Origin of the sequence: Streptomyces abyssomicinicus, from assembly GCF_008974245.1 — a bacterium.
In the GTDB taxonomy this organism is placed as follows: Bacteria; Actinomycetota; Actinomycetes; order Streptomycetales; family Streptomycetaceae; genus Streptomyces; species Streptomyces abyssomicinicus.
The window spans coordinates 57,759-77,620 of sequence record NZ_BBZI01000016.1; the positions used below are offsets into that span (position 1 = coordinate 57,759).

Below are 19,862 nucleotides of genomic sequence, written 5' to 3' on the forward strand. Positions count from 1 at the left end.
ATCGTGGGTCCATGCCGAACCTCGACGATGCCGCCGCGTCCGAATTCCGTCCCGGGAACCTCTTCCTGAACACCGCCGCCGTCGGGCTGCTCCCGGCCCGTGCCACGGCCGCCGTCCGCGCGGCGCTGGAGGACGCCGCGACCGGCCGCCCTGCCGACGTCTTCGCACCGGTGGAGCAGGCGCGTGCCTCCTACGCCCGGCTCATGGGCGTCTCCCCCGGCCGGGTGGCGGTCGGCACCTCGGTGGCCGCATACTCCGGCCTGATCGCCGCGTCGCTCCCCGCGGGCGCCGACGTACTCACCGCGGAAGGGGACTTCAGCTCGCTGGTCAACCCGTTCCATGTGCGCGGCGACCTGTCGGTCCGCGCCGTCCCGCTGGAGAAGATCCCGGAGGCGGTCGGTCCGGGGACCGCGATGGTGGTGGTCAGCGCGGTCCAGTCCGCCGACGGCCGGCTGGTCGACCTGCCGGCGCTGCGCGCGGCCGCCGCGGCGCACGGCGCCAGGATCTGCCTGGACGTCTCCCAGGCCGCCGGCTGGCTCCCGCTGGACGCCGGGGAGTACGACTTCACCGTCACGGTCACCCACAAGTGGCTGTGTTCCCTGTTCGGCCTGGCGTTCCTGACGGTCCCGGAGGACTTCGGCGGGCTGCGTCCGCTGTCGGCCGGCTGGGTGGCGGGCGAGGAGCCGTGGGCGAGCTGTTACGGGCCGATCGGTGAACTGGCCCGCAGCGCGCGGAGGTTCGACGAACCGCAGAGCATGGCCCCGGTCGCCGCCGCCCGTTCGCTGGCGCTCTTCGAGGAGCTCGGGGTGGAGACGGTCCACCGCCACGACCTGGCGCTGGCCGACCGCTTCCGCGAGGGCCTGACCGGGCTGGGGCACGAACCGCTGCCCTCGCCGGGCTCGCCGATCGTGTCGGTGCCGGGGCTGGGCGGAAGGCAGCCCGGGCTGTCCGCGGCCGGGATCGAGCTCTCCGACCGTGCGGGCAGCCTGCGGGCCGCCTTCCACCTCTACAACAGCCCCTCGGACGTCGACCGTCTGCTCGACGTCCTGGCCCGCTGAGCGAGCGGGCCGCCCGGGGCGCCGGCGCTCAGCGCACCGGTGCTCAGCGCACCGGGGTGAAGTCGCGGGCCCCGAGGAAGCCGGGGCGCCGCACCGGCGCGGCGAACGGCTCGACGGCCGTGTTCTCCACGCTGTTGAACACGATGAAGACGTTGCTGCGCGGGAACGGCGTGATGTTGTCACCCGACCCGTGCATGCAGTTGCAGTCGAACCAGGTCGCCGAACCGGCCTTGCCCGTGAAGAGCTTGATGCCGTGCTGTCCGGCGAGGGCGGTGAGCGCCTCGTCGGACGGCGTGCCCGCGTCCTGCATCTGCAGCGACTTCTTGTAGTTGTCCTTCGGGGTGGCGCCCGCGCAGCCGAGGAAGGTCTTGTGCGACCCCGGCATGATCATCAGGCCGCCGTTGGTGTCGAAGTTCTCGGTCAGGGCGATCGACACCGACACGGTCCGCATGTTCGGCAGGCCGTCCTCGGCGTGCCAGGTCTCGAAGTCCGAGTGCCAGTAGAACCCGGAGGCTCCGAAGCCTGGCTTGACGTTGATCCGGGACTGGTGGACGTAGACGTCCGAGCCGAGGATCTGCCGGGCGCGGCCCACGACCCGCTCGTCGGCGACCAGGTTGGCGAAGAGCTCGCTGATCCGGTGCACCTCGAAGACGGAGCGGATCTCCTGCGTCCGGGGCTCGACGATCGAGCGCTCGTCCGCGCGGATCCCCGGGTCGCCCACCAGGCGTTCCAGCTCGCGCCGGTAGACCTGGACCTCCTCGGGGGTGATCAGCTGGTCGACCGCCAGGAAGCCGTCGCGCTCGAAGGCGCCGAGGTCCTGCGGCTGGAGCGGGCCTGGTGCGTCGGGGGCGCCCCAGACGACGGGGTCCTGGCGGGGCACCATCGCCTCCTGCGCCCCTCGGGTGGGGTACAGGTCGGTGAGGCCGTTGCCGGCGGGTGCGGTCGTCGCGGTGGACACGTGCTCAGACCTCCTCGGTGATCAGCGGGTAGACGCCGTTCTCGTCGTGGTCCTCCCGTCCGGTGACGGGAGGGTTGAAGACGCAGATGCAGCGGAAGTCCGTCCTGGGCCGCATGGTGTGCTTCTCGTGGCCGTCGAGGAGGTACATGGTCCCGGGGGTGATCAGGTACTTCTCACCGGTGGTCTCGTCGGTGAGCTCGGCCTCGCCCTCGGTGCAGACGACGGCCTCGATGTGGTGGGCGTACCACATGGTCGTCTCGGTGCCCGCGTAGAGGATCGTCTCGTGCACGGAGAAACCGACGCCCTCCTTCGCCAGGACGAGGCGCTTGCTCTCCCAGGTACCGGTGGCGGCCTTCACATGCCGGTCGGTGCCCTCGATCTCCTTGAAGGATCGGACTATCACGGTGTTGTGCTCACCTCTCTGGTGATCGTTCGGCGGTCGTGCGGGGTGGTGCGACGGCGCGTCACGCCGTCTCGCGCACGGCCCGGTCGAGGACGCGCAGGCCCTCGTCCAGCTCGTCGGGCGTGATCGTCAGCGCGGGGAGCAGCTTGACGACCTCGCTCTCCGGGCCGGAGGTCTCGATGAGCAGGCCGTGGTCGAAGGCGCGGCGCGCCACCCGGCCGGCCCGCTCCTTGTCGTGGAACTCCAGGCCCCACACCAGGCCTCGGCCCCGGTACTCCTTGACGTGGGGGCGGTTCTCGGCGGTGATCTGGGCCAGTGCCTGGTCGATCTGGAGGCCGCGGGCCAGGGTCTGCTTCTCCAGCGCGTCGCCCTCGGACCAGTAGGCCTCCAGGGCGGCGGTGGCGGTGACGAAGGCCGGGTTGTTGCCGCGGAAGGTGCCGTTGTGCTCGCCCGGTTCCCACACGTCCAGCTCGCCCTTGAAGAGGCAGAGCGACATGGGCAGGCCGTAGCCGCTGATGGACTTGGAGACGGTGACGATGTCCGGGGTGATGCCGGCCTCCTCGAAGGAGAAGAAGGCGCCGGTGCGGCCGCAGCCCATCTGGATGTCGTCGACGATCAGCAGCATGTCCTGCCGCTCGCACAGGTCGGCGAGGGCGCGCAGCCACTCGGGGCGGGCGACGTTGATGCCGCCCTCGCCCTGGACGGTCTCCACGATCACGGCGGCGGGCTTGTTGAGGCCGGAGCCCTGGTCCTCCAGGAGGCGCTCGAACCACAGGAAGTCGGGGACCGTGCCGTCGAAGTAGTTGTCGAACGGCATCGGGGTGCCGTGCACCAGCGGGATGCCGGCGCCGGCCCGCTTGAAGGCGTTGCCGGTGACGGCGAGCGAGCCCAGCGACATGCCGTGGAAGGCGTTGGTGAAGGAGACGACCGACTCGCGGCCCTTCACCTTGCGGGCCAGCTTGAGCGCCGACTCGACGGCGTTGGTGCCGGTCGGGCCGGGGAACATGACCTTGTACGGCAGGTGGCGGGGCTGGAGCACCAGGCGGTGGAAGGTCTCCAGGAAGGCGCGTTTGGCCGTCGTCGACATGTCCAGGCCGTGGGTGACGCCGTCGCGCTCCAGGTAGTCGAGCAGGGCGCGCTTGAGCACCGGGTTGTTGTGGCCGTAGTTCAGCGAACCGGCGCCCGCGAAGAAGTCCAGGTAGGCCCGGCCCTCCTCGTCGTACATGTGGCTGCCCTGGGCGCGGTCGAAGACGGTGGGCCAGGCGCGGCAGTAGCTGCGGACCTCGGACTCCAGGGACTCGAAGACGGTCAGGTCGGGCTGAATGACGGTCACGGGGTGCGACTCCTCGCGGGACGAAGGAAGGGGGGAAGGTTCGGGGCTCCGCGGCGCTGTGGTGACGGGGGTCCGGGGCGCGTGGGCGGCCTCCGGTGCGTGTCCCCCGGGGCTCACAGCGGGGCGATGCGGTGCAGGACCTCGGGGGCGTGGGCCTCGCCCTCGGCCGGGAACCGCTCGGCGGCGAACAGGACCTCGCGCGTCAGGTCGGCGCCGTGGCGGGCGGCGAAGGAGGCGAAGAGGCGCTCGGAGGCCCGGTTGCCGGGGGTGATGGTGGTCTCGACGGTGTCCACGCCGAGTTCGCTGTCGCGGTCGATCCGGGCCACCAGTTCGTCGAGCATCCGGCCGGCCAGCCCGTGGCCGCGGTACCGCTCGTCGACGGCCACCTGCCACACCAGCAGGACCCGAGGGTCCTCGGGGCGGAGGAATCCGGTCACGAAGCCGGCGACCCGGCCGTCCTCGGTACGGGCCACCGCCGAGGTCGAGGCGAAGTCGCGGCACCACAGCAGGTAGCTGTAGGAGGAGTTGAGGTCGAGCGTCCGGGAGTCGCGGGCGATGCGCCACAGGGCGGCGCCGTCGGCCACGTTCGGGCGGTCGACGCGGAATCCGTCACGGAATCCGCCGGTGAATTCCGGAGAGGTCGTCTTCGTCGTCGTACGCGTCGTCTGCGTCATCGTCCGCGTTGTCTGCGTCGTCGTCTGCTTCGGGGCTGCTTGAAGGGCAGTCATGCGAATTGAACTTACCCAGCAGAAATGAGAAATGCATTCCCCCGCGGGGTTACGTGTCCGGGCACGTTGTGGTATCAGGCGGGCGTGAAACAGGGTGGGACATGAGGGTGTTCTGCGGCTTTCGTACCGGATGAATCCGGCAGAACGGTCGCGATGTGAGCCTGATTACATTGGCGTAACATCGCGCCGACCCCCACGGGAGGCCTTCTCGATCTTCGCGGGATCTTGACGTTTGATCCGCCGCTCCATGGGCATGAGCGAATAGGGAACGAGCGGTGCATCAGCCTTTCAATTACACTCTCAATTTCCCACGGAAACGCTTTCGCGTTTTCCCGGATTTCGCTTCACCGACCGGGAGGGAGGTCCGGCCACCGCGGGTCCCTTCCGCTGAGGCCGATCGCCCGGTCCGTCAGCGGCGCGTCCTGCGGGACCGGGACGACGGGGCCGAAGACGGCGGAGCGTTCCTCCTCCGGCCCTTCCGCGGCCTCGGTGAGGAAGGCGTACGCCGACGCGAGCGCCGCGGGGTCCGGGCGGTACTCCTGGCCGGTCGCCCGGGCCAGGTCCCAGCCGTGGACGACGAGTTCGTCGGTCGCCACCGCGCCGGCGGCGGCCCCCGGCAGTTCGACCCCGCCCGCCCGGGTCGTCCCTTGCCACGCGGACGGTTCGCGCCAGGCCTCGGCGAGTTCGCCGAGCACCTCGGGCAGCCGGTCGCGCCAGCCCGGCCGCAGCTCGGGCAGGGCGGTGTCCGGCGAGGTGTCGGTGGTGGGGCCGAGCCGCTTGCGGGCGGCGTCCCGGAAGGCCTCGGCCAGCCCTTCGAGATGGGCCAGCAGGTGGCGCACCGCGTAGTCCGGGCAGGGGGTGGGGCGGTCCAGGGCGATGTCGTCCACGCCTCGCGCCAGCCGCGCCAGCTCGTGCGCCTGGGGTCCGAGGTCGAGCGGTGCGCCGGTCATCGGGAGCCTCCGTGGGGTGGGGTGTGCCGTCACGGGGGAGCGTGCCGCGCCCTCGCCCGTGCGGATCCCGCCGGAGGGGGAATCCACCGTTCTCCCCCGGATCCCACCCGTCCGGCCCCGGTAAGGGAACGGTAAAAGCGTCCCGCTCGTTCTCCCTCACATGACCGCTATGACACCTGGCTCGAACATCCCGCTCAGCCCCGCCCGTGTGACGGTCGAGGTCGCCGCACCGGTGCGGCTGGACGTCTCGGGCCTGATGCTCACCGCCGACGGCAAGGTGCGCTCCGACGACGACTTCATCTTCTACAACCAGCCGGCCGGACCGGGCGTGACCTACCGCTCGGGCGGCGGCGCGGCTCCCGACGCCATCACCGTGGACACCGCCGCGGTCCCCCCGGCCATCGAGAAGATCGTCGTCACGGCCAGCCCGGACGCGGCGGGCCAGACGTTCCAGGGCATCGAGCCCACCGCCACCGTCCGTGACGCCGCCGACGGCTCCGTCCTCGCCACGTTCACCCCGCCCTCCCTCGGCTCCGAGACGGCCCTGGTGGTGGTGGAGATCTACCGGCGCAACGGCACCTGGAAGGCCCGCGCGGTGGGCCAGGGGTACGCCGACGGACTGGCCGGCATCGCCACCGACTTCGGGGTCTCCGTGGAGGAGCCCGCCCCCGCCCAGGCGGCCCCCGTGGCCCCGCCGGCGCCCGCCGTTCCCCCGACGACGCCGCCGCCCCCCGCGCCCGCCCAGCCGACGATCGCCGATCCCCGGGCGTTCGCCGCCACTCCCCCGGCAGCTCCGGCCGCGCCCGCCGCCCCGGCGCCGGGGTCCGGCAAGATCAATCTCGACAAGGGCCGGGTCTCGCTCCAGAAGCAGCAGACGGTCTCCCTGGTCAAGGGCGGGCAGCCGGTCCTCTCGCAGGTGCGGATGGGCCTCGGCTGGGAGCCCGCCTACCGCGGCCGGGACATCGACCTGGACGCCTCGGTGATCGCCTACGGCCCGCAGCGCAACGTCGTCGACGCCTGCTACTTCGGCAAGCTGTCCATTCTCAACGGTGCGATCAAGCACTCCGGCGACAACCTGACCGGTGAGGGCGGCGGGGACGACGAGGTCATCGCCGTCGACCTGGGCCGGCTCCCGCAGGAGGTCACGGGCCTCGTCTTCACCGTCAACTCGTTCACCGGGCAGAAGTTCACCGAGGTCGCCAAGGCCTACTGCCGCCTGCTGGACACCGCGGGCAACGAGCTGGTCCGTTTCGACCTGACCAGCGCGGAGGCCAAGACCGGCGTGATGATGGCCAAGTTCATCCGCCAGTACTCCGGCGAGTGGGAGATGACGGCCATCGGCGACTTCGTGAAGGCCCGGACGGTCCGCGACATGCTCAAGCCGGCCGCCCAGGCACTCTGACGGATCCCGGCGACCCGGACCGGTGGCGGCGGGCCTCCCCGCGCGCCCGCCGCCACCGGCTCACCCCTGCCGACCCGGCCCCGTCCCGCCCGCACCGGACCGGGCGGCCGGGCCCGGTGCGGACGGGTCGGGGCGGGCGACCGGGTCGGTGCGGGCCTGGCCGGTGCGGGCCTGGCCGCGTGGTCCAGGGGTCAGGCCCAGGGCCAGTCGGCCCGGCCCGCGGCCTCCAGCAGCGGCACCATGCGGAACGCCGCGTCGGTCAGGCCGCCGAAGGTGTGCCGCGTGGCGTTGCCGGAGTGGCCGTGTCCGGCCCGGTGGCCCGCCAGGTTCCAGGTGTAGAGGGGCACCCGGGACGGCACCTGGGTGCCGGGGGCGCCGTACGGGCTGTGCGCGTACTGCTCGTCGGTGACGATCAGCACCCGGTCGTGGCCGCGGTAGTGCGTCCGCACCGCCTCGGTGGTGTTGGTGCCGCCGAGGTCGTGGAACCGTTCCAGCACCCTGAGGGCGGACTCCCCCCGGCGGAACGCGACCGGCCGGCTGCTGGTGCCGAACTCCACCAGGTCCGCGTCGGCCGCCCGCAGGGCCACCGCCGTGCCGAAGACCGCGGCGGCGTCGGCCCGGGTCAGTTCCGAGCGGTCGGAGAGCCGGCTGCAGAACATCGAGCCGGAACGGTCGACCAGGACCAGGGTGCGCCCGGACAGCCGGGGCACGTTGGCCAGCGAGTGGCCGAGTGCCTGCTCCAGCGCGTCCGCCCACCGCACCGACGAGTTGCGGTACGCGGACAGGTAGCGGAACGGGAACTGGCGCGACCGTGCCACCTCGGCGGGGTCACCGATCCGGCGGGCGACCTCGGCCGCCACCTCGTCGGACACGCCCGCCTGGTCGAAGTTCCGCAGGTTGCGGACGAGCGCCATCGCGCCCATGGACGGGATGACCGCCTCCCACGCCTCCTTGTCCATCGGCCCCTGGAGCCAGCCGGCCAGCGCCTCCCAGGTGATGCCGGCCGCGGCCAGACGCTCGGCGCCTCCGGGGGCCGTGACGGCCGCCCTCCGCTCCCGCACGGGCAGTTCCATCAGCTCGCGGTGGGCCCTGAGCACCGGCAGCGAGGCGGGCGCCTCGGCGTTCTCGGGGTGGTGCCGGCGGTCGAGGGCGTACCGGAACAGGTCTCCCTGCCACGGCGAGCCGGGGGCGGGCGAGGCGTGCACCAGGTTGAGCACGTCGCCGAACCGGTAGCCCTTGGAGGCGGTGTCGTACTTCAGCAGCGCCTTGTCCGTGTACAGCCGCCGCACGGCGTCGGCGATCCCCCGCTTGACCGGCTTGGGCACGGCCCGCCCGTGGACGGACGTCCAGTGGCCGAGCATCTCGCCGGGCTCGTCGGGCCGGCGCAGCACGGAGGCGATCACCTCGCGGTTGGCCGGACCGTCCGCCGCCCCCGCGTCGAGGCGCGCCTTCACGTACTCGGCCGCGCCGACCAGGGACGCGGTACGCATTCCGCCCTCGCCGCGCAGCCAGCCGAGCAGGCCGGCCGTCCAGGTGGGGTCGGAGACGGCGAGCTCGCGCACCAGCCGGGTGAAGCGCTCGTCGCGCCGGTCCTTGGGCTCGTAGGCGGTGCGCTGCGAGACGAAGGTGTCGACGGCGAGCAGGAACAACTCCGACCGCGCGTCCCGCTCGACGCCCTCGCCGCCCTGATGGGTGCGCAGGGGCCGCCCGGTGGTGGTCACGGGCGAGTGCGGAACGGGCGTCGCCGGGGTCTTCCGGGTGTTGAAGCGTGCCATGTGGATTCCCCCCACGTCGGCGGTACGGGGGAGGCACGGCAGAGGGAGCGGCCCGGGGCCGCGGCCCCGCGGGCCGGCCCGGAGTGACCGCCGTCGGCGTACACCGGACGGACACCGTCTGCCGCGCCTCCCGAGATCAGGTCGGCCGCGGCGTCGGATCCGGACAGGGAAGGAGCCGCGGCCCGCGCACCGGGAGGTGCGTGCGAGCTGGGGTGTCCAGAGATCAAAGCGGCGGAACCAGTGGTGCTCTGCCATCTGAGCTACACCGACCCGAAGTCGATGACGGGACTCGAACCCGCGACCGCCCCATTATGAGTGGAAGTAGGTCCTGCCTGCGCACCTGGACAGGTGTCACCTTAGGAGCCCGGTCGCGGGGCGGGCGAGCGAATTAGCCCGCGCACCCACGCGCCCGCGCACCCACGCGCCCCCTTCAAGCCCCGGACCCCCGGGTCCGCGTGCACGGCGAGGGGTCGGTCAGTGCTTCTGCCGCTGCCGCTTCCACGGTCCGGTGATCGCCAGCAGGATGCCGGGGGTCTGGATGCAGGCGTACAGCGTCCTGCCGTCGGGGGAGAAGGTCACACCGGCGAACTCGCTGTCGTTGAGTTCGTTGCGGGCGATGGGGTAGGTGCGTCCGCTGTCGGTGGCGCCGAAGAGGTGGCTCAGGCCCTCGCCGTCCTCCGCGATGACCAGGCCGCCGTAGGGCGAGACGGTGATGTTGTCCGGGCCGTCGTAGTGGCCCTCGGTCTCCGGGTCGGGGTTGACGCCGATGAGGACCTTGAGCGTGAGGGTGCGGCGCTTGGGGTCGTAGAACCAGACGGCGCCGTCGTGGGCCGTGCCGGGGCTCTCCGCGCGGGCGTAGGAGGAGACCAGGTAGGTCCCGCCGTCGCCCCACCACATGCCTTCCAGTTTGCGGGCTCGGGTGACCTCTCCGTCGCCGAACTGCTTGCGCACCGGCACCGTGCGGGCGTCGCGGTCGGGGACGTCCACCCAGTCGACGCCGTAGACGGTGCCGATGCGGGTGGCGCGGGAGAGGTCGTCGACGAAGCGGCCGGCCGAGTCGAAGCACCGGGGTGCCTTGAGGGCGCCGGCGTCGTCGGCCAGGGTGGCGAGCTGCCCGCGGCCGTGCCGGAACCCCTCCGGCGGGGTCCAGCGGTAGAACAGCCCGTTGGGGCCGGAGGCGTCCTCGGTGAGGTAGAGGTGACCGCGCCTGGGGTCGACGACCACGGCCTCGTGGGCGTAGCGGCCCAGGGCCTTGACCGGCTTCGGGTCCCGGTTGGCGCGCTCGTCCAGCGGGTCGACCTCGAAGACGTAGCCGTGGTCCTTGGTCATGCCGTTCTGGCCGGCCTTGTCCTCGGTCTCCTCGCAGGTCAGCCAGGTGCCCCAAGGGGTGCTGCCGCCGGCGCAGTTGGTGGCGGTGCCGGCGATGCCCACCCATTCGGTGACGTGTCCGTCGCGGCGGACCTCGACGACCGTGCAGCCGCCCGAGGCGGCCGGGTCGTACACCAGGCCCTCGGTGAGCGGCACGGGGTGCTCCCAGCGGGAGCGGGGGCCGCCGAGCTCGTGGTTGTTGACCAGCAGGACGGTGCCGCGGCCGCCGTCGAAGGCGGCCGTGCCGTCGTGGTTGGACGGGGTGGACTCGCCGGTCTCCAGGCGGGTTTCGCCGGTACGGGTGAGCACCCGGTAGGAGAACCCGGCGGGCAGCGCCAGCAGTCCCTCCGGGTCGGGGACCAGCGGGCCGTAGCCGGGGCCGACAGCCTCGCCGTCGGGCGTGGTGATGTCCTCGGCCGCCAGGGCGTTGGGGGCGCTGGCGAACACACCGACGCTGCCGGCGAGCGCGATCCCGGCGCCCGTGCGGGCCGACTGTCTGGCGAAGTCCCTGCGCGTGAGTGACATGGATTCTCCTGGACGGGAGGACGGTGAGGGCGGTGTGCGGCGGCACCGTGGTCACCGCCCTGCCGGCCGGTGCCACGTTCCGGCCACACCGTCCCGTCCATGTCTGAACGCCCGTTGAACACCAGGGGTGCGCGCGGAGTTCCGTTGTGTGAAGCGCGGGCGGTCCCGCGCCCCCGGCGTCCCGCCGCCCTGGTCCCGCGCCCTGGCGTCCCGCCGCCTGCCGTCGGTCGTCAGCCGCCCTGCTGGGAGCGTGCCTTGTAGGCGGCCTTGCGGGCCTCCTTGGCGACCTTCTTGTCCGGGTGGAGCCTGCCCATGGCCTCCAGCACCTCGGCGGTGGCCGGGTGGTCGACCCGCCAGGCGGTGTCGAAGAAGCCGCTGTGCTGCGCGGCCAGGCCCTCGACCAGGGCCACCAGTTCGTCCGAGTTGCCCTCGGCGGCGAGCTGGGCGGCGACGGTGTCGATCGTGAGCCAGAAGACCAGTTCCTGGGAGGGGGCCGGGATGTCCGCCGCGCCGTGCTCGGCCAGCCACACCCGGGCGAGCCCGCCGAGTTCGGGGTCGTCCAGCACCTCGCGCAGCGCCGGCTCGGCCTCGGTGCCGGCCAGCGACAGTGCCTGCTGGCAGTGCAGCCGGCGCAGCGGGGCGGCCGGGTCGCCACCCCGGGCGGCGGCCAGCAACTCCCGCGCCGCCGCGAGAGGTTCACGGCGGGCCAGCCACAGTTCGGTCTCCGAACGGGCGGCGGCCGGGCCGTAGTGGGCGGTGCCGCCGAGCAGCGCGTCGGCGCCCTTGTCGGCGAGGTCGCCGACGACCGGGGCCTCGTGACCGGCGTCGAGCAGCCGGGCGCGCAGCCCGTAGAGGCCGAGCGGGGTGAGGCGGACCACTCCGTACCGCTCGAGGTCCTCCAGGCCGTCGTCGTCGCCCGCCGGGGGCGCGGTCTGGCCCTCCTCGACGAGCAGCGACTCGTCGACCGGCCGGAAGTCGGCCAGCCCGATCGGTTCGAGGATCCGGAACTGCTCGTCCAGCCGCATCATGGCGGTCGAGACCTCTTGGATCATCTCGTCGGTGGGCTCGGCGACGTCCGGGGGCACGATCACCGAGGCCGCCAGCGCGGGCAGCGGCACGGGGGCGCCCTCGGGGGCCCGCTCGTCGGCCGTGAGGAGGTAGAGGTTGGCGAGGACGCCCTCCAGGAACTCGGCCTCGGCCTCCGGGTCCCAGTCCAGCGAGGAGAAGTCGATCTCGCCGCCCTCGTCCATCGCGTCGAGCAGGTCGTCGAGGTCCGGTACGGAGGCGTCGGCGATCGTCGCGTCCAGGGCCTCCAGCCACACGCGCAGGATGTCGGCGGGCGAGCCGGAGGTGAGCAGCGCCAGGTTCTCGCCGGACCGGACGGTGCCCTCCTCCTCGTCCACGATCTCCACCAGGCCGGTGTCGACGGCGATGCGCCAGGCCTCGGCGGCGTCCGCCATGGCGTCCTCCGCCGCCGCGGTCTCCTCCGCCTCCGTGGCGTCCCCGGCGGCCGCGTCGCCCGCGGTGTCCGGGGTGTCCCGTGCGTCCGGGCCGGTCAGCCCCAACGCCGCGGCCGCCGCGGACAGTTGTTCCTCCGCCAGCCCTCCGCCGGAGTCGACCCGGGTGTCCGGGCCGGCCCAGCGGGCCAGCCGGGCCGCCCTGGACAGCAGCGGGGTGGCGAGCGCGTCCCGTGCCAGTTCCGCGTCGGAGGGCAGCCGTACCGGCGGCAGGGGGGTGCTGTCTGACATCGGTTGGGTTCTCCCGGGTCGCGTGGGGCAGGACGACCAGCCTAGACGGGTGACCCCGGCCGCCGGGACGGCATGTCCCTCTTGCGGGCGACACACCGTGCGAGCGTTGACGGACGGCAGACATTTCAGCTGCGCTTAGCGGTAAAGGGCAGAACTTTTAAGTGGACCTTCACCGACGATCGGCCGACACTCCAGACATGACGACACTTCCCTTCGGCCGCGCCCTGTGCGCGATGGTCACGCCCTTCACCCCGGACGGCACGCTCGACCTCGACGGGGCGGCCGTCGTCGCCGACCGGCTGGTCGCGGGCGGGTGCGACGGACTGGTGCTCAACGGCACCACCGGCGAGTCCCCGACCACCTCGGACGCGGAGAAGGCCGCGCTGGTCCGGGCGGTGCGGGCGGCGGTCGGCGACGGGCCGGCCCTGCTGGCCGGGGTGGGCACCGCCGACACCGCGCACACGTCCGAGCTGGCCCGGCAGGCCGAGCGGGCGGGCGCGGACGGTCTGCTGGTGGTCTCGCCCTACTACAGCCGCCCGCCGCAGGACGCGCTGGAGGAGCACTTCCGCGCGGTGGCGGACGCGACGGGGCTGCCGGTGATGCTGTACGACATCCCGGGCCGCACCGGGGTACGGATCGAGACGCCGACCATGCTGCGGCTCGCGGAGCATCCGCGGGTGGTGGCGGTGAAGGACTGCGCCTACGACCTGCTCGGCACGCAGCGGCTGCTGGCGGAGACGGACCTCGCGGTGTACACGGGGTGCGACGAGTACGTGCTGGCCTCCTACGCGATCGGGTGCGCGGGGTACGTCGGCACGGTCGCGAACGTGGCGCCCGCCCACTTCCGGGCCGTCGTGGACGCGTTCGACGCGGGGGACACGGCGCGGGCGGCACTCCTCCAGCGGGCGGCGGTCCCGCTGATCGAGGCGATGATGTCCGCGGGCCTCCCCGGCACGGTCACCGCCAAGGCCCTGCTCACCTCCCTCGCCCTGCCCGCGGGCCCGGTCCGTGCCCCGCTCCGGTCCGCCTCCCCCGAGGTGGCGGCGGCCTTGCGCGAGCGGTACGACACGCTGACCGGCGCCTGACCCCACGCCGCGCCCACCCCTGCGCCGCCTGGCCCGCCGCCCTGACGCCCCGACGCGCGGCCGGACCCCACGGGACCACCCGGCGGCACGCACGCCGGCAGACCAGAACGGTCCGGCCGACGCCCACCCCCTCCTGGTCCCCCGACCGCCGGGCGGCCGGGCTCGCGGAACGGTGGAACCCGCACCGCAGACGGACCCGCTCCCCGCGGCCCCAGCCCGGCGCGCCCCGCCACTGCCGGCGCGACGGCGAAGCCGCGGGGCCGGGAACCCAAAGCCCTGAGGCCCGGGCAAGGCGCGGTCCGGAGACGGCGGGGCCCAGCCGCACCGCCCCCGCCAAAGGCGCAAGGCGCATGGGCCAGACCGAACCCCGGCCTCACGGACCCGCCGACCCGGGCATGGCGCGCGCCGGAGACGCACGGCCTGGCGCGGCCCAACGCGGTGACAGCAAGGCGCGGCCCGGAGCCGGCGGGGCCCAGCCGCACCGCCCCGGCCGGAGGCACCGCGCCGGGCAGAGGCGCCGCCCCGGCCGGAGGCACCGCCCGGGACAGAGGCACGCCCCGGGAGGGCACCGCCCCGGCGGGAGCCGGGGGCGCGGGCCATGGCGCGGGGCCGGCCCCCGGCCGTGGGGGCTCAGCGGCGGACGAACAGCGGCTGCCACCGCCCCCCGGCATCCGCCCGGTCACCGCGCGGACCGCTCAGCGGGACCGTCCTGTCGCTGCCGATCGTCACCAGGACCAGCCGGTTGCCGAACTCCGAGCCGCCGTCCTCGTCGATGTCCCAGGCCACCAGCGAGTCGTCGCCCGCCCACGCCAGCAGCTGCTGCCCGGGCACCTCCGCGACCCGCTTCCCGGTGCGGGCGTCGAGGATCCACGAGGAGGTCTTCCGGGTCTCTCCGGCGAACGGTCCCGCCATCCGGTCCCCGTCCGGCGAGCGTCCCGCCTCCACCGACCACTCCCAGTGCGCCTCGCCCGCAGGCGGGGCGATCGGCGCTCCGTCCAGGTCGTGGAACTCGGACCGCTCGTCGCTGATCAGCCCCGCCCGCACCGCCCTGCCGTCGTGGGTGAACTCGAAGTCCTGCCGCACGTTGGTGAGGAAGGGGTCGCGCTCCTCGCCCCCGGGCGCCTCCACAGCGCTCCACCTGCTCCGGCCCGACCCCACGTCGACGACCCAGAACCCGGAGCGGCCCGAGTCGAACGGCGCCTCCACCTGCTCCATGGTCCGGTCGTCCTCCTGAGGGACCGACACCCCGCTGTCCGGATTCCGGCGGTACGTGGTGGCCAGCAGGGACGCGCCGTCGCGTGAGAAGGCCAGTCCCGCGACCCCCTGCCGCTCGTCGCCCTCGAGTTCGATCCACCGCTCGACCTCACGGGTGCGCAGGTCGAGGACGCCGATCCGCCGGACCGGCAGGTCGCGCTCCAGCACCGCGGCCTGCAGCGCCCCCGGCGCGACCGCGACCAGCGACCACCGCTCGTCCTTCTCGTAGGTCTGGGAGTCGGGGTCGAGCAGCCAGTAGGTACGGAGCAGTTCGCCCCGGCCCGGCGTGCCCGAGGCGACCGTCCGCTGCTCGACGTACGCGGCCATCACCACGTCGCCAGCCGCGATCACCTCCCTCGGGGGCGACTGCTCGGGCCGGCCCACGACCTCCGTGACGGACGGGCCGCCCTCGCCGGCCGGGGCGGTCCCGGAACCGCCCGGCAGGGGCGACCAGAACGCCAGCCCCACCACCGCGGCCACCGCCGCGGCGACGACCCCGGTCCGCCGTCCCGCCCGGCGCCTGTGCGCGGTCAGCACCCGTTCGGCCAGCATCGGCTCCGCGGGCGCCTGCGCGGCGGCCTGCTCCCGCAGGGCGGCGCGCACCATGTCGTCGACCCCCTTCACGGGCGCACCTCCACTACTGAGAATTCGGTGGCCGGCCGTCGTGTCCGTCCGTCGCCCGCCTCCGGCATCAGCGTGCGCAGCTTCGCGAGCGAGCGATGGGTGGTGGAGCGGACCGTGCCGACGGAGCAGCCCAGCAGGCGGGCCACATCGCCCTCCGGCAGGTCCTCGTAGTAGCGCAGCACCAGCACCGTGCGCTGCCGGTCGGTGAGCGCGGCCAGCGCCTGGCCCATCAGCAGCCGTGTCTCGACCAGGGACTCGGTGTCGCCGCCCGTCGTCGCGCCCTCGGGCGGTTCCGGTACGGAGACCTCCCGGCGCGGCCACTTCAGCCGCCACCGGCTGATCTGCTGCCGGTACAGGATCCGGCGCACGTACGCCTCCGGGTCCTCGATCCGCCGCCACTTGCCCACGGCCTTGACCAGCGCGTTCTGCAGCAGGTCCTCCCCCGCGTGCCGGTCACCGCCGCAGAGCAGCACGGCCGTGGTCAGCAGCGCGGACGATCTGTGGTCCACGAACTCGCGGAAGCCGCGCAGGTCCTCGGCATCCATCGTCACCTTCCTCCTGGCGGCACCCGACGCCCGCCCCTCCCCCCTTCTGACGCGTTTACCCCATCGTCGCTATGCCGCCGCGGAGCACTTTTCACGCCGGGACCCGCCGGCCGGCTCAGGGCAAGGGGGAGAAGCCGGCGGACCGGTCGAGGTGGAACGGCGAGTCCCCGCGCGTGGGCTCCCGGCCCGCGCGCAGGGCGGATGCGACGGCATCGGAGGCATCGGAGGGCAGCACCGGGGCGCCCAGGGCCCCCGGCCGGTTGCCGAGGTGAGGCTGGTTCGTGGTGACGACGAGAAGTCGTGTGGGTCTGCGGCACAGCCGCCGGCGGTGGGCCGTGCCGTCGACGACTGTGCGCCGTGCTCCCTTGCGCCCCAGTGCCATGTCCGCCCCCTTCGGTCCCGGGCTGCTGACGGCCCCGGCTCGACGAACGCACGGCGATGTCCGGGCCGTGCGATGCCGGCCTGCAACGGCAGAAGCCCACGGCAGCTGAACTGGTCAGAGCCGTGGGCTTCTCCGGGTTCCGCCGGTCAGCGGACCGTTGGTCAGTTGTGGCTGTGCAGGATGTCGTTCAGACCGCCCCAGACCGCGTTGTTGGGCCGGGCCTCGACCGTGCCGGTGACCGAGTTGCGGCGGAACAGGATGTTGGACGCGCCGTTCAGCTCGCGCGCCTTGACGACCTGGCCGTCGGGCATGGTGACCCGGGTGCCCGCCGTGATGTAGAGGCCGGCCTCGACGACGCATTCGTCGCCCAGCGCGATGCCCACGCCCGCCTCCGCGCCGACGAGGCAGCGCTCGCCGATGGAGATGATCACGTTGCCGCCGCCGGAGAGGGTGCCCATGGTGGAGGCGCCGCCGCCGATGTCGGAGCCGTTGCCGACGATCACGCCGGCCGAGATGCGGCCCTCGACCATCGAGGTGCCCAGCGTGCCCGCGTTGAAGTTGACGAAGCCCTCGTGCATCACGGTGGTGCCCTCGGCCAGGTGGGCGCCGAGGCGGACCCGGTCGGCGTCGGCGATGCGGACGCCCTTGGGCACGACGTAGTCGGTCATGCGCGGGAACTTGTCGACGGAGGTGACCTGGAGGTGCAGGCCCTCGGCGCGGGCGTTGAGGCGCACCTTCTCGATGTCGTCGACCGCGACCGGGCCGAGCGAGGTCCAGGCGACGTTGGCCAGGTGGCCGAAGATGCCGTCCAGGCTCTGGCCGTGCGGCTTCACCAGGCGGTGGGAGAGCAGGTGGAGGCGCAGGTAGGCGTCGTGCGCGTCGACCGGCTTGTCGTCCAGGGAGGCGATGACCGTGCGGACCGCGACCACCTCGACGCCACGGCGGGTGTCCGGGCCGGCGGCCTTCATGGCGCCCTCACCGAGGAGTTCGACGGCACGCTCGGCGGAGAGCCGCTCGGTGCCGGTCGGGCCGGGGGCGTCGGCGAGCTCGGGGGCGGGGAACCAGGTGTCGAGAACGGTCCCGTCGGCGGCGAGGGTCGCGAGACCCGCGGCGACGGCGCCGCTGGCGCGGGTGCTGGCAGTCGTGTCGGTCATGGGGGAAACGCTATCCGGAGCGGCCGGGCGGAGGCGAACCGGTGTCCACGGATCGGCGTCCTCCCCCGCGGGGGCGAACGGCGGAGCCCGGCAGTCCGGCCGACCGGTTCGTTGCCGGACCCCTGCCATGATCGCCACGGCCCTGGCGAACTAGCGTTCGCCCTGTTCAGGTGAAAGACACGCGCCGCGGTCACCGCCCGCGGCGCCCAGGGGTGGGAGCAGGACCACGATGTCGCACAACCAGCCACCGCCGTACGGGCCGCCGCCCTACGGGCCACCACCATACGGACCGCCGCCGCAGCAGCCCTACCCGTACTACGGGATGCGGGCCTGGGTGCCCCAGCCCGGGGTGATCCCGCTGCGCCCGCTCAGCCTGGGCGACATCGTCAAGGGGGCGTTCCTGGCACTCGGCCGGTCCTGGCTGCCGCTGTTGGGCTTCTACCTGGTGGCCGCCCTGGCCGTCACCCTGGTGCTCGCCGTCCCGCTCCTGCTGCTCGCCGCCGGGGGTGTGGACGCCGACGTGCCGGCCATGGTGGCGTTCGGCCCCATCGGGGCGGCACTCGGCCTGGTGACGATTCCGGCGCTCGCGCTGGCCGCCCCGATGGTCGCGCTGCGCGACATGGTGGTGGGCCGCAAGGTCACCTGGCCGGCCCTGTGGGAGAGGCTCGGCTCCCGGACCGTGCGGGTCCTGGGCACGATCCTGCTCACCGCGTGCGTGTTCCTGCCCTTCATGCTGGTGACGGGTCTCGGCGTGGCCGCCATCGGGGGTGGCGTGTACCTGGACGACGCCCTCGGCGTGGTACTCGGCATCGTCGGCTTCCTGGTGGTCTGCGCGGGCTTCACCGGCATGATCTGGATGGCCTACCGGCTGGTGTTCGCCCCGGCGATCACCGTCCTGGAGGGCCTGGGGCCGGTGGCCTCCCTGCGCCGCTCGGCGGCCTTGGTGAAGGGCGACTGGTGGCGGATCTTCGGCATCTCCTACCTGATGGCCATGATCGCCGGAGCCATCGGCTACGTGGCGATGCTGCTCCTGGTGATGGTGGGCGTGCTGATCCTCATTCCCGTCTTCGCCTCGGCGAGCGTGAGCGCCGACGCCGGACCGGCCTGGGGGATCACCGCGATCGTCGTGGTGGTGCTCCTCGGCCTGTTCGTGACCGCCCTCCAGAGCCTGACGTTCACCCTCAGCACCTACACCGTCGGCCTGCTCTACGTGGACCAGCGCATCCGCCGGGAGAACTTCGCCGAGGCCCTGCTGGCCTCGGCCGGCCCGCAGGCCGCGGCCCCGCCCGCACCCCCCGCGTACCCCGCGCCGCCGACACCGCCCGCGCCGCCCGCGCCGCCCGCCTGAGCGGGGTCACTTGGCGGGGACGGGGGAAGGCACTCCCCCGCCCCGCCGGGCGAGCCGGTGGGCGGCGGCGACCGTTGCCGCCGCGCCCAGCGCCGCGCAGGCGCAGGCCGGCCACAGCGCGCCCGGCACCGCCTCGTACAGCGCGCCGCCCAGGGGCGCGGCGAGCACCGTGCCGCTGATGGAGACCCCCGCGTACAGGCTCTGGAAGCGCCCGACGGCGTGCTCCGGCGACTCGTCCGCCACGTACGCGGTGGCCGTGGTCTTGTAGAGGATCTCCCCGGCGGTCAGCAGGACCATCATCGACGCGGCCACCGCGAGCCCGCTCCCGGCCGCCAGGGCCGCGTACCCCGTGCCCACCAGCGCCAGCCCGCCCGCGACGACGGGCAGCGCCGGCCGGTTCCGCAGGGCCAGTGCCGCCGGCAGCTCCAGGCAGACGATCATCGCGCCGTTGACGGCGATCAGCCAGCCGTAGACCTGGGTGCCCAGTCCCTGGTCGGCAAGGTGGAGCGGGAAGGTGGTGTACAGCTGCCGGTAGGTGACGTCCACCAGCAGGATCCCGGCCAGCAGCACCAGCACGGCGGGGCGTGCCCTCAGCTCGCGCCACAACGGCGCCCCCGTGCGGTCCGGCCGTCCCCGTCCCGCCGCGCCCCGCGCCGGCACCACCCGGGCGGTCCAGGCCGCGAAGAACAGCGTGCCGAGCCCGTCCGCGAGGAACAGCCAGTCGTACGACACCCGGGTGGCGATAAGCGCCCCCAGCGGCGGCCCCACCGCGAACCCCCCGTTGCTGGCGCTGCGGATCACCGCGAACGCCTGCCGCCGCGCCCCCTCCGGGACGGTGACCGCGACCAGCGCGGAGTTGGCCACCCGCACCACGCCCAGCGCGTACTGGGCGAGCGGCAGCACCCCCGCCAGCAGGGGCGTCGGCAGCGCGGGGACGACGGCGAGCAGCAGGCCCCCGCCGGCGGCCGCCGCCAGCAGCGTCCGCCGGTGCCCGTACCGGTCGCCGAACCAGCCGCCGGTGAAGTTGCCGGCCATCAGGCCGAGCCCCGCCGCCCCCATCACCAGCCCGGCCCCGCCGGCCTCGATCCCGCGCGGCCCGGTCAGGTACAGGAAGACGAACACGAAGACGAAGCTGACGAAGGCGTTGACGAAGACGCCCACCGCCAGCAGCCAGACCACTCCCGGCAGCTCCCGCAGCCCGCGCATCCCCCGCACCCCCACC

Annotated in this window: 17 protein-coding genes and 1 tRNA gene; 4 read left to right on the forward strand and 14 right to left on the reverse strand. The window is 73.6% G+C overall.

Annotated elements, in window-relative coordinates; genetic code table 11:
• Window positions 1–11 precede the first annotated feature (11 nt).
• Window positions 12–1,058: an aminotransferase class V-fold PLP-dependent enzyme gene (locus tag GBN72_RS32810; RefSeq protein ID WP_151775634.1), complete on the forward strand. Its 1,047-nt coding sequence runs from the start codon at window positions 12–14 to the stop codon at window positions 1,056–1,058.
• A gap of 43 nt (window positions 1,059–1,101) precedes the next feature.
• Here GBN72_RS32810 and thpD read toward each other — a convergent pair whose 3' ends face one another.
• From thpD to GBN72_RS32835, 5 genes are all read right to left on the reverse strand, one after another.
• Window positions 1,102–1,941 carry an ectoine hydroxylase gene (gene thpD / locus GBN72_RS32815; RefSeq protein WP_151775662.1) on the reverse strand — a complete coding sequence of 280 codons (840 nt, stop codon included), beginning with the start codon at window positions 1,939–1,941 and terminating at the stop codon, window positions 1,102–1,104.
• 79 nt (window positions 1,942–2,020) lie between these two features.
• Entirely contained in the window at window positions 2,021–2,419 is a 399-nt protein-coding gene (locus GBN72_RS32820; protein ID WP_151775635.1) for an ectoine synthase, read from the reverse strand.
• Between the two features lie 61 nt (window positions 2,420–2,480).
• Entirely contained in the window at window positions 2,481–3,752 is a 1,272-nt protein-coding gene (ectB, locus tag GBN72_RS32825) for a diaminobutyrate--2-oxoglutarate transaminase (protein WP_151775636.1), read from the reverse strand.
• A gap of 113 nt (window positions 3,753–3,865) precedes the next feature.
• Window positions 3,866–4,426, reverse strand: a complete 561-nt coding sequence (gene ectA / locus GBN72_RS32830; RefSeq protein WP_151775637.1) for a diaminobutyrate acetyltransferase — start codon at window positions 4,424–4,426, stop codon at window positions 3,866–3,868.
• Window positions 4,427–4,824: 398 nt separating this feature from the next.
• Complete coding sequence (locus GBN72_RS32835; RefSeq protein WP_151775638.1) at window positions 4,825–5,430, reverse strand: TIGR03086 family metal-binding protein; 606 nt, start codon at window positions 5,428–5,430, stop codon at window positions 4,825–4,827.
• Between the two features lie 169 nt (window positions 5,431–5,599).
• Here GBN72_RS32835 and GBN72_RS32840 point away from each other — a divergent pair, with 169 nt between their 5' ends.
• Window positions 5,600–6,832: a TerD family protein gene (locus GBN72_RS32840; RefSeq protein WP_151775639.1), complete on the forward strand. Its 1,233-nt coding sequence runs from the start codon at window positions 5,600–5,602 to the stop codon at window positions 6,830–6,832.
• A 191-nt stretch (window positions 6,833–7,023) separates the two neighbouring features.
• Here GBN72_RS32840 and GBN72_RS32845 read toward each other — a convergent pair whose 3' ends face one another.
• From GBN72_RS32845 to GBN72_RS32860, 4 genes are all read right to left on the reverse strand, one after another.
• Entirely contained in the window at window positions 7,024–8,607 is a 1,584-nt protein-coding gene (locus tag GBN72_RS32845; protein WP_151775640.1) for a TROVE domain-containing protein, read from the reverse strand.
• A gap of 277 nt (window positions 8,608–8,884) precedes the next feature.
• Window positions 8,885–8,954 (reverse strand) — tRNA-Met (locus GBN72_RS32850).
• 127 nt (window positions 8,955–9,081) lie between these two features.
• The gene (locus GBN72_RS32855; RefSeq protein ID WP_151775641.1) at window positions 9,082–10,500 is read right to left on the reverse strand and encodes an alkaline phosphatase PhoX; all 1,419 of its coding nucleotides are present in this window, start codon (window positions 10,498–10,500) and stop codon (window positions 9,082–9,084) included.
• Between the two features lie 230 nt (window positions 10,501–10,730).
• Window positions 10,731–12,248, reverse strand: a complete 1,518-nt coding sequence (locus GBN72_RS32860) for a hypothetical protein (protein WP_151775642.1) — start codon at window positions 12,246–12,248, stop codon at window positions 10,731–10,733.
• Between the two features lie 197 nt (window positions 12,249–12,445).
• Here GBN72_RS32860 and dapA point away from each other — a divergent pair, with 197 nt between their 5' ends.
• The gene (gene dapA, locus GBN72_RS32865; protein ID WP_164541010.1) at window positions 12,446–13,333 is read left to right on the forward strand and encodes a 4-hydroxy-tetrahydrodipicolinate synthase; all 888 of its coding nucleotides are present in this window, start codon (window positions 12,446–12,448) and stop codon (window positions 13,331–13,333) included.
• 630 nt (window positions 13,334–13,963) lie between these two features.
• Here dapA and GBN72_RS32870 read toward each other — a convergent pair.
• From GBN72_RS32870 to dapD, 4 genes are all read right to left on the reverse strand, one after another.
• Window positions 13,964–15,211 carry a WD40 repeat domain-containing protein gene (locus GBN72_RS32870; RefSeq protein ID WP_246213046.1) on the reverse strand — a complete coding sequence of 416 codons (1,248 nt, stop codon included), beginning with the start codon at window positions 15,209–15,211 and terminating at the stop codon, window positions 13,964–13,966.
• Window positions 15,208–15,756, reverse strand: a complete 549-nt coding sequence (locus tag GBN72_RS32875; protein ID WP_151775644.1) for a SigE family RNA polymerase sigma factor — start codon at window positions 15,754–15,756, stop codon at window positions 15,208–15,210. The genes GBN72_RS32870 and GBN72_RS32875 overlap by 4 nt, the downstream gene beginning before the upstream one ends.
• Before the next feature lie 115 nt (window positions 15,757–15,871).
• The gene (locus GBN72_RS32880) at window positions 15,872–16,138 is read right to left on the reverse strand and encodes a hypothetical protein (RefSeq protein WP_151775645.1); all 267 of its coding nucleotides are present in this window, start codon (window positions 16,136–16,138) and stop codon (window positions 15,872–15,874) included.
• A gap of 161 nt (window positions 16,139–16,299) precedes the next feature.
• Complete coding sequence (dapD, locus tag GBN72_RS32885; RefSeq protein ID WP_151775646.1) at window positions 16,300–17,292, reverse strand: 2,3,4,5-tetrahydropyridine-2,6-dicarboxylate N-succinyltransferase; 993 nt, start codon at window positions 17,290–17,292, stop codon at window positions 16,300–16,302.
• 334 nt (window positions 17,293–17,626) lie between these two features.
• Between dapD and GBN72_RS32890 the strand changes: the two genes are divergently transcribed.
• On the forward strand, window positions 17,627–18,640 hold the full coding sequence (locus GBN72_RS32890; RefSeq protein WP_151775647.1) for a hypothetical protein: 1,014 nt from the start codon (window positions 17,627–17,629) through the stop codon (window positions 18,638–18,640).
• A 6-nt stretch (window positions 18,641–18,646) separates the two neighbouring features.
• Here GBN72_RS32890 and GBN72_RS32895 read toward each other — a convergent pair whose 3' ends face one another.
• Window positions 18,647–19,846 carry an MFS transporter gene (locus GBN72_RS32895; protein WP_151775664.1) on the reverse strand — a complete coding sequence of 400 codons (1,200 nt, stop codon included), beginning with the start codon at window positions 19,844–19,846 and terminating at the stop codon, window positions 18,647–18,649.
• Window positions 19,847–19,862 lie beyond the last annotated feature (16 nt).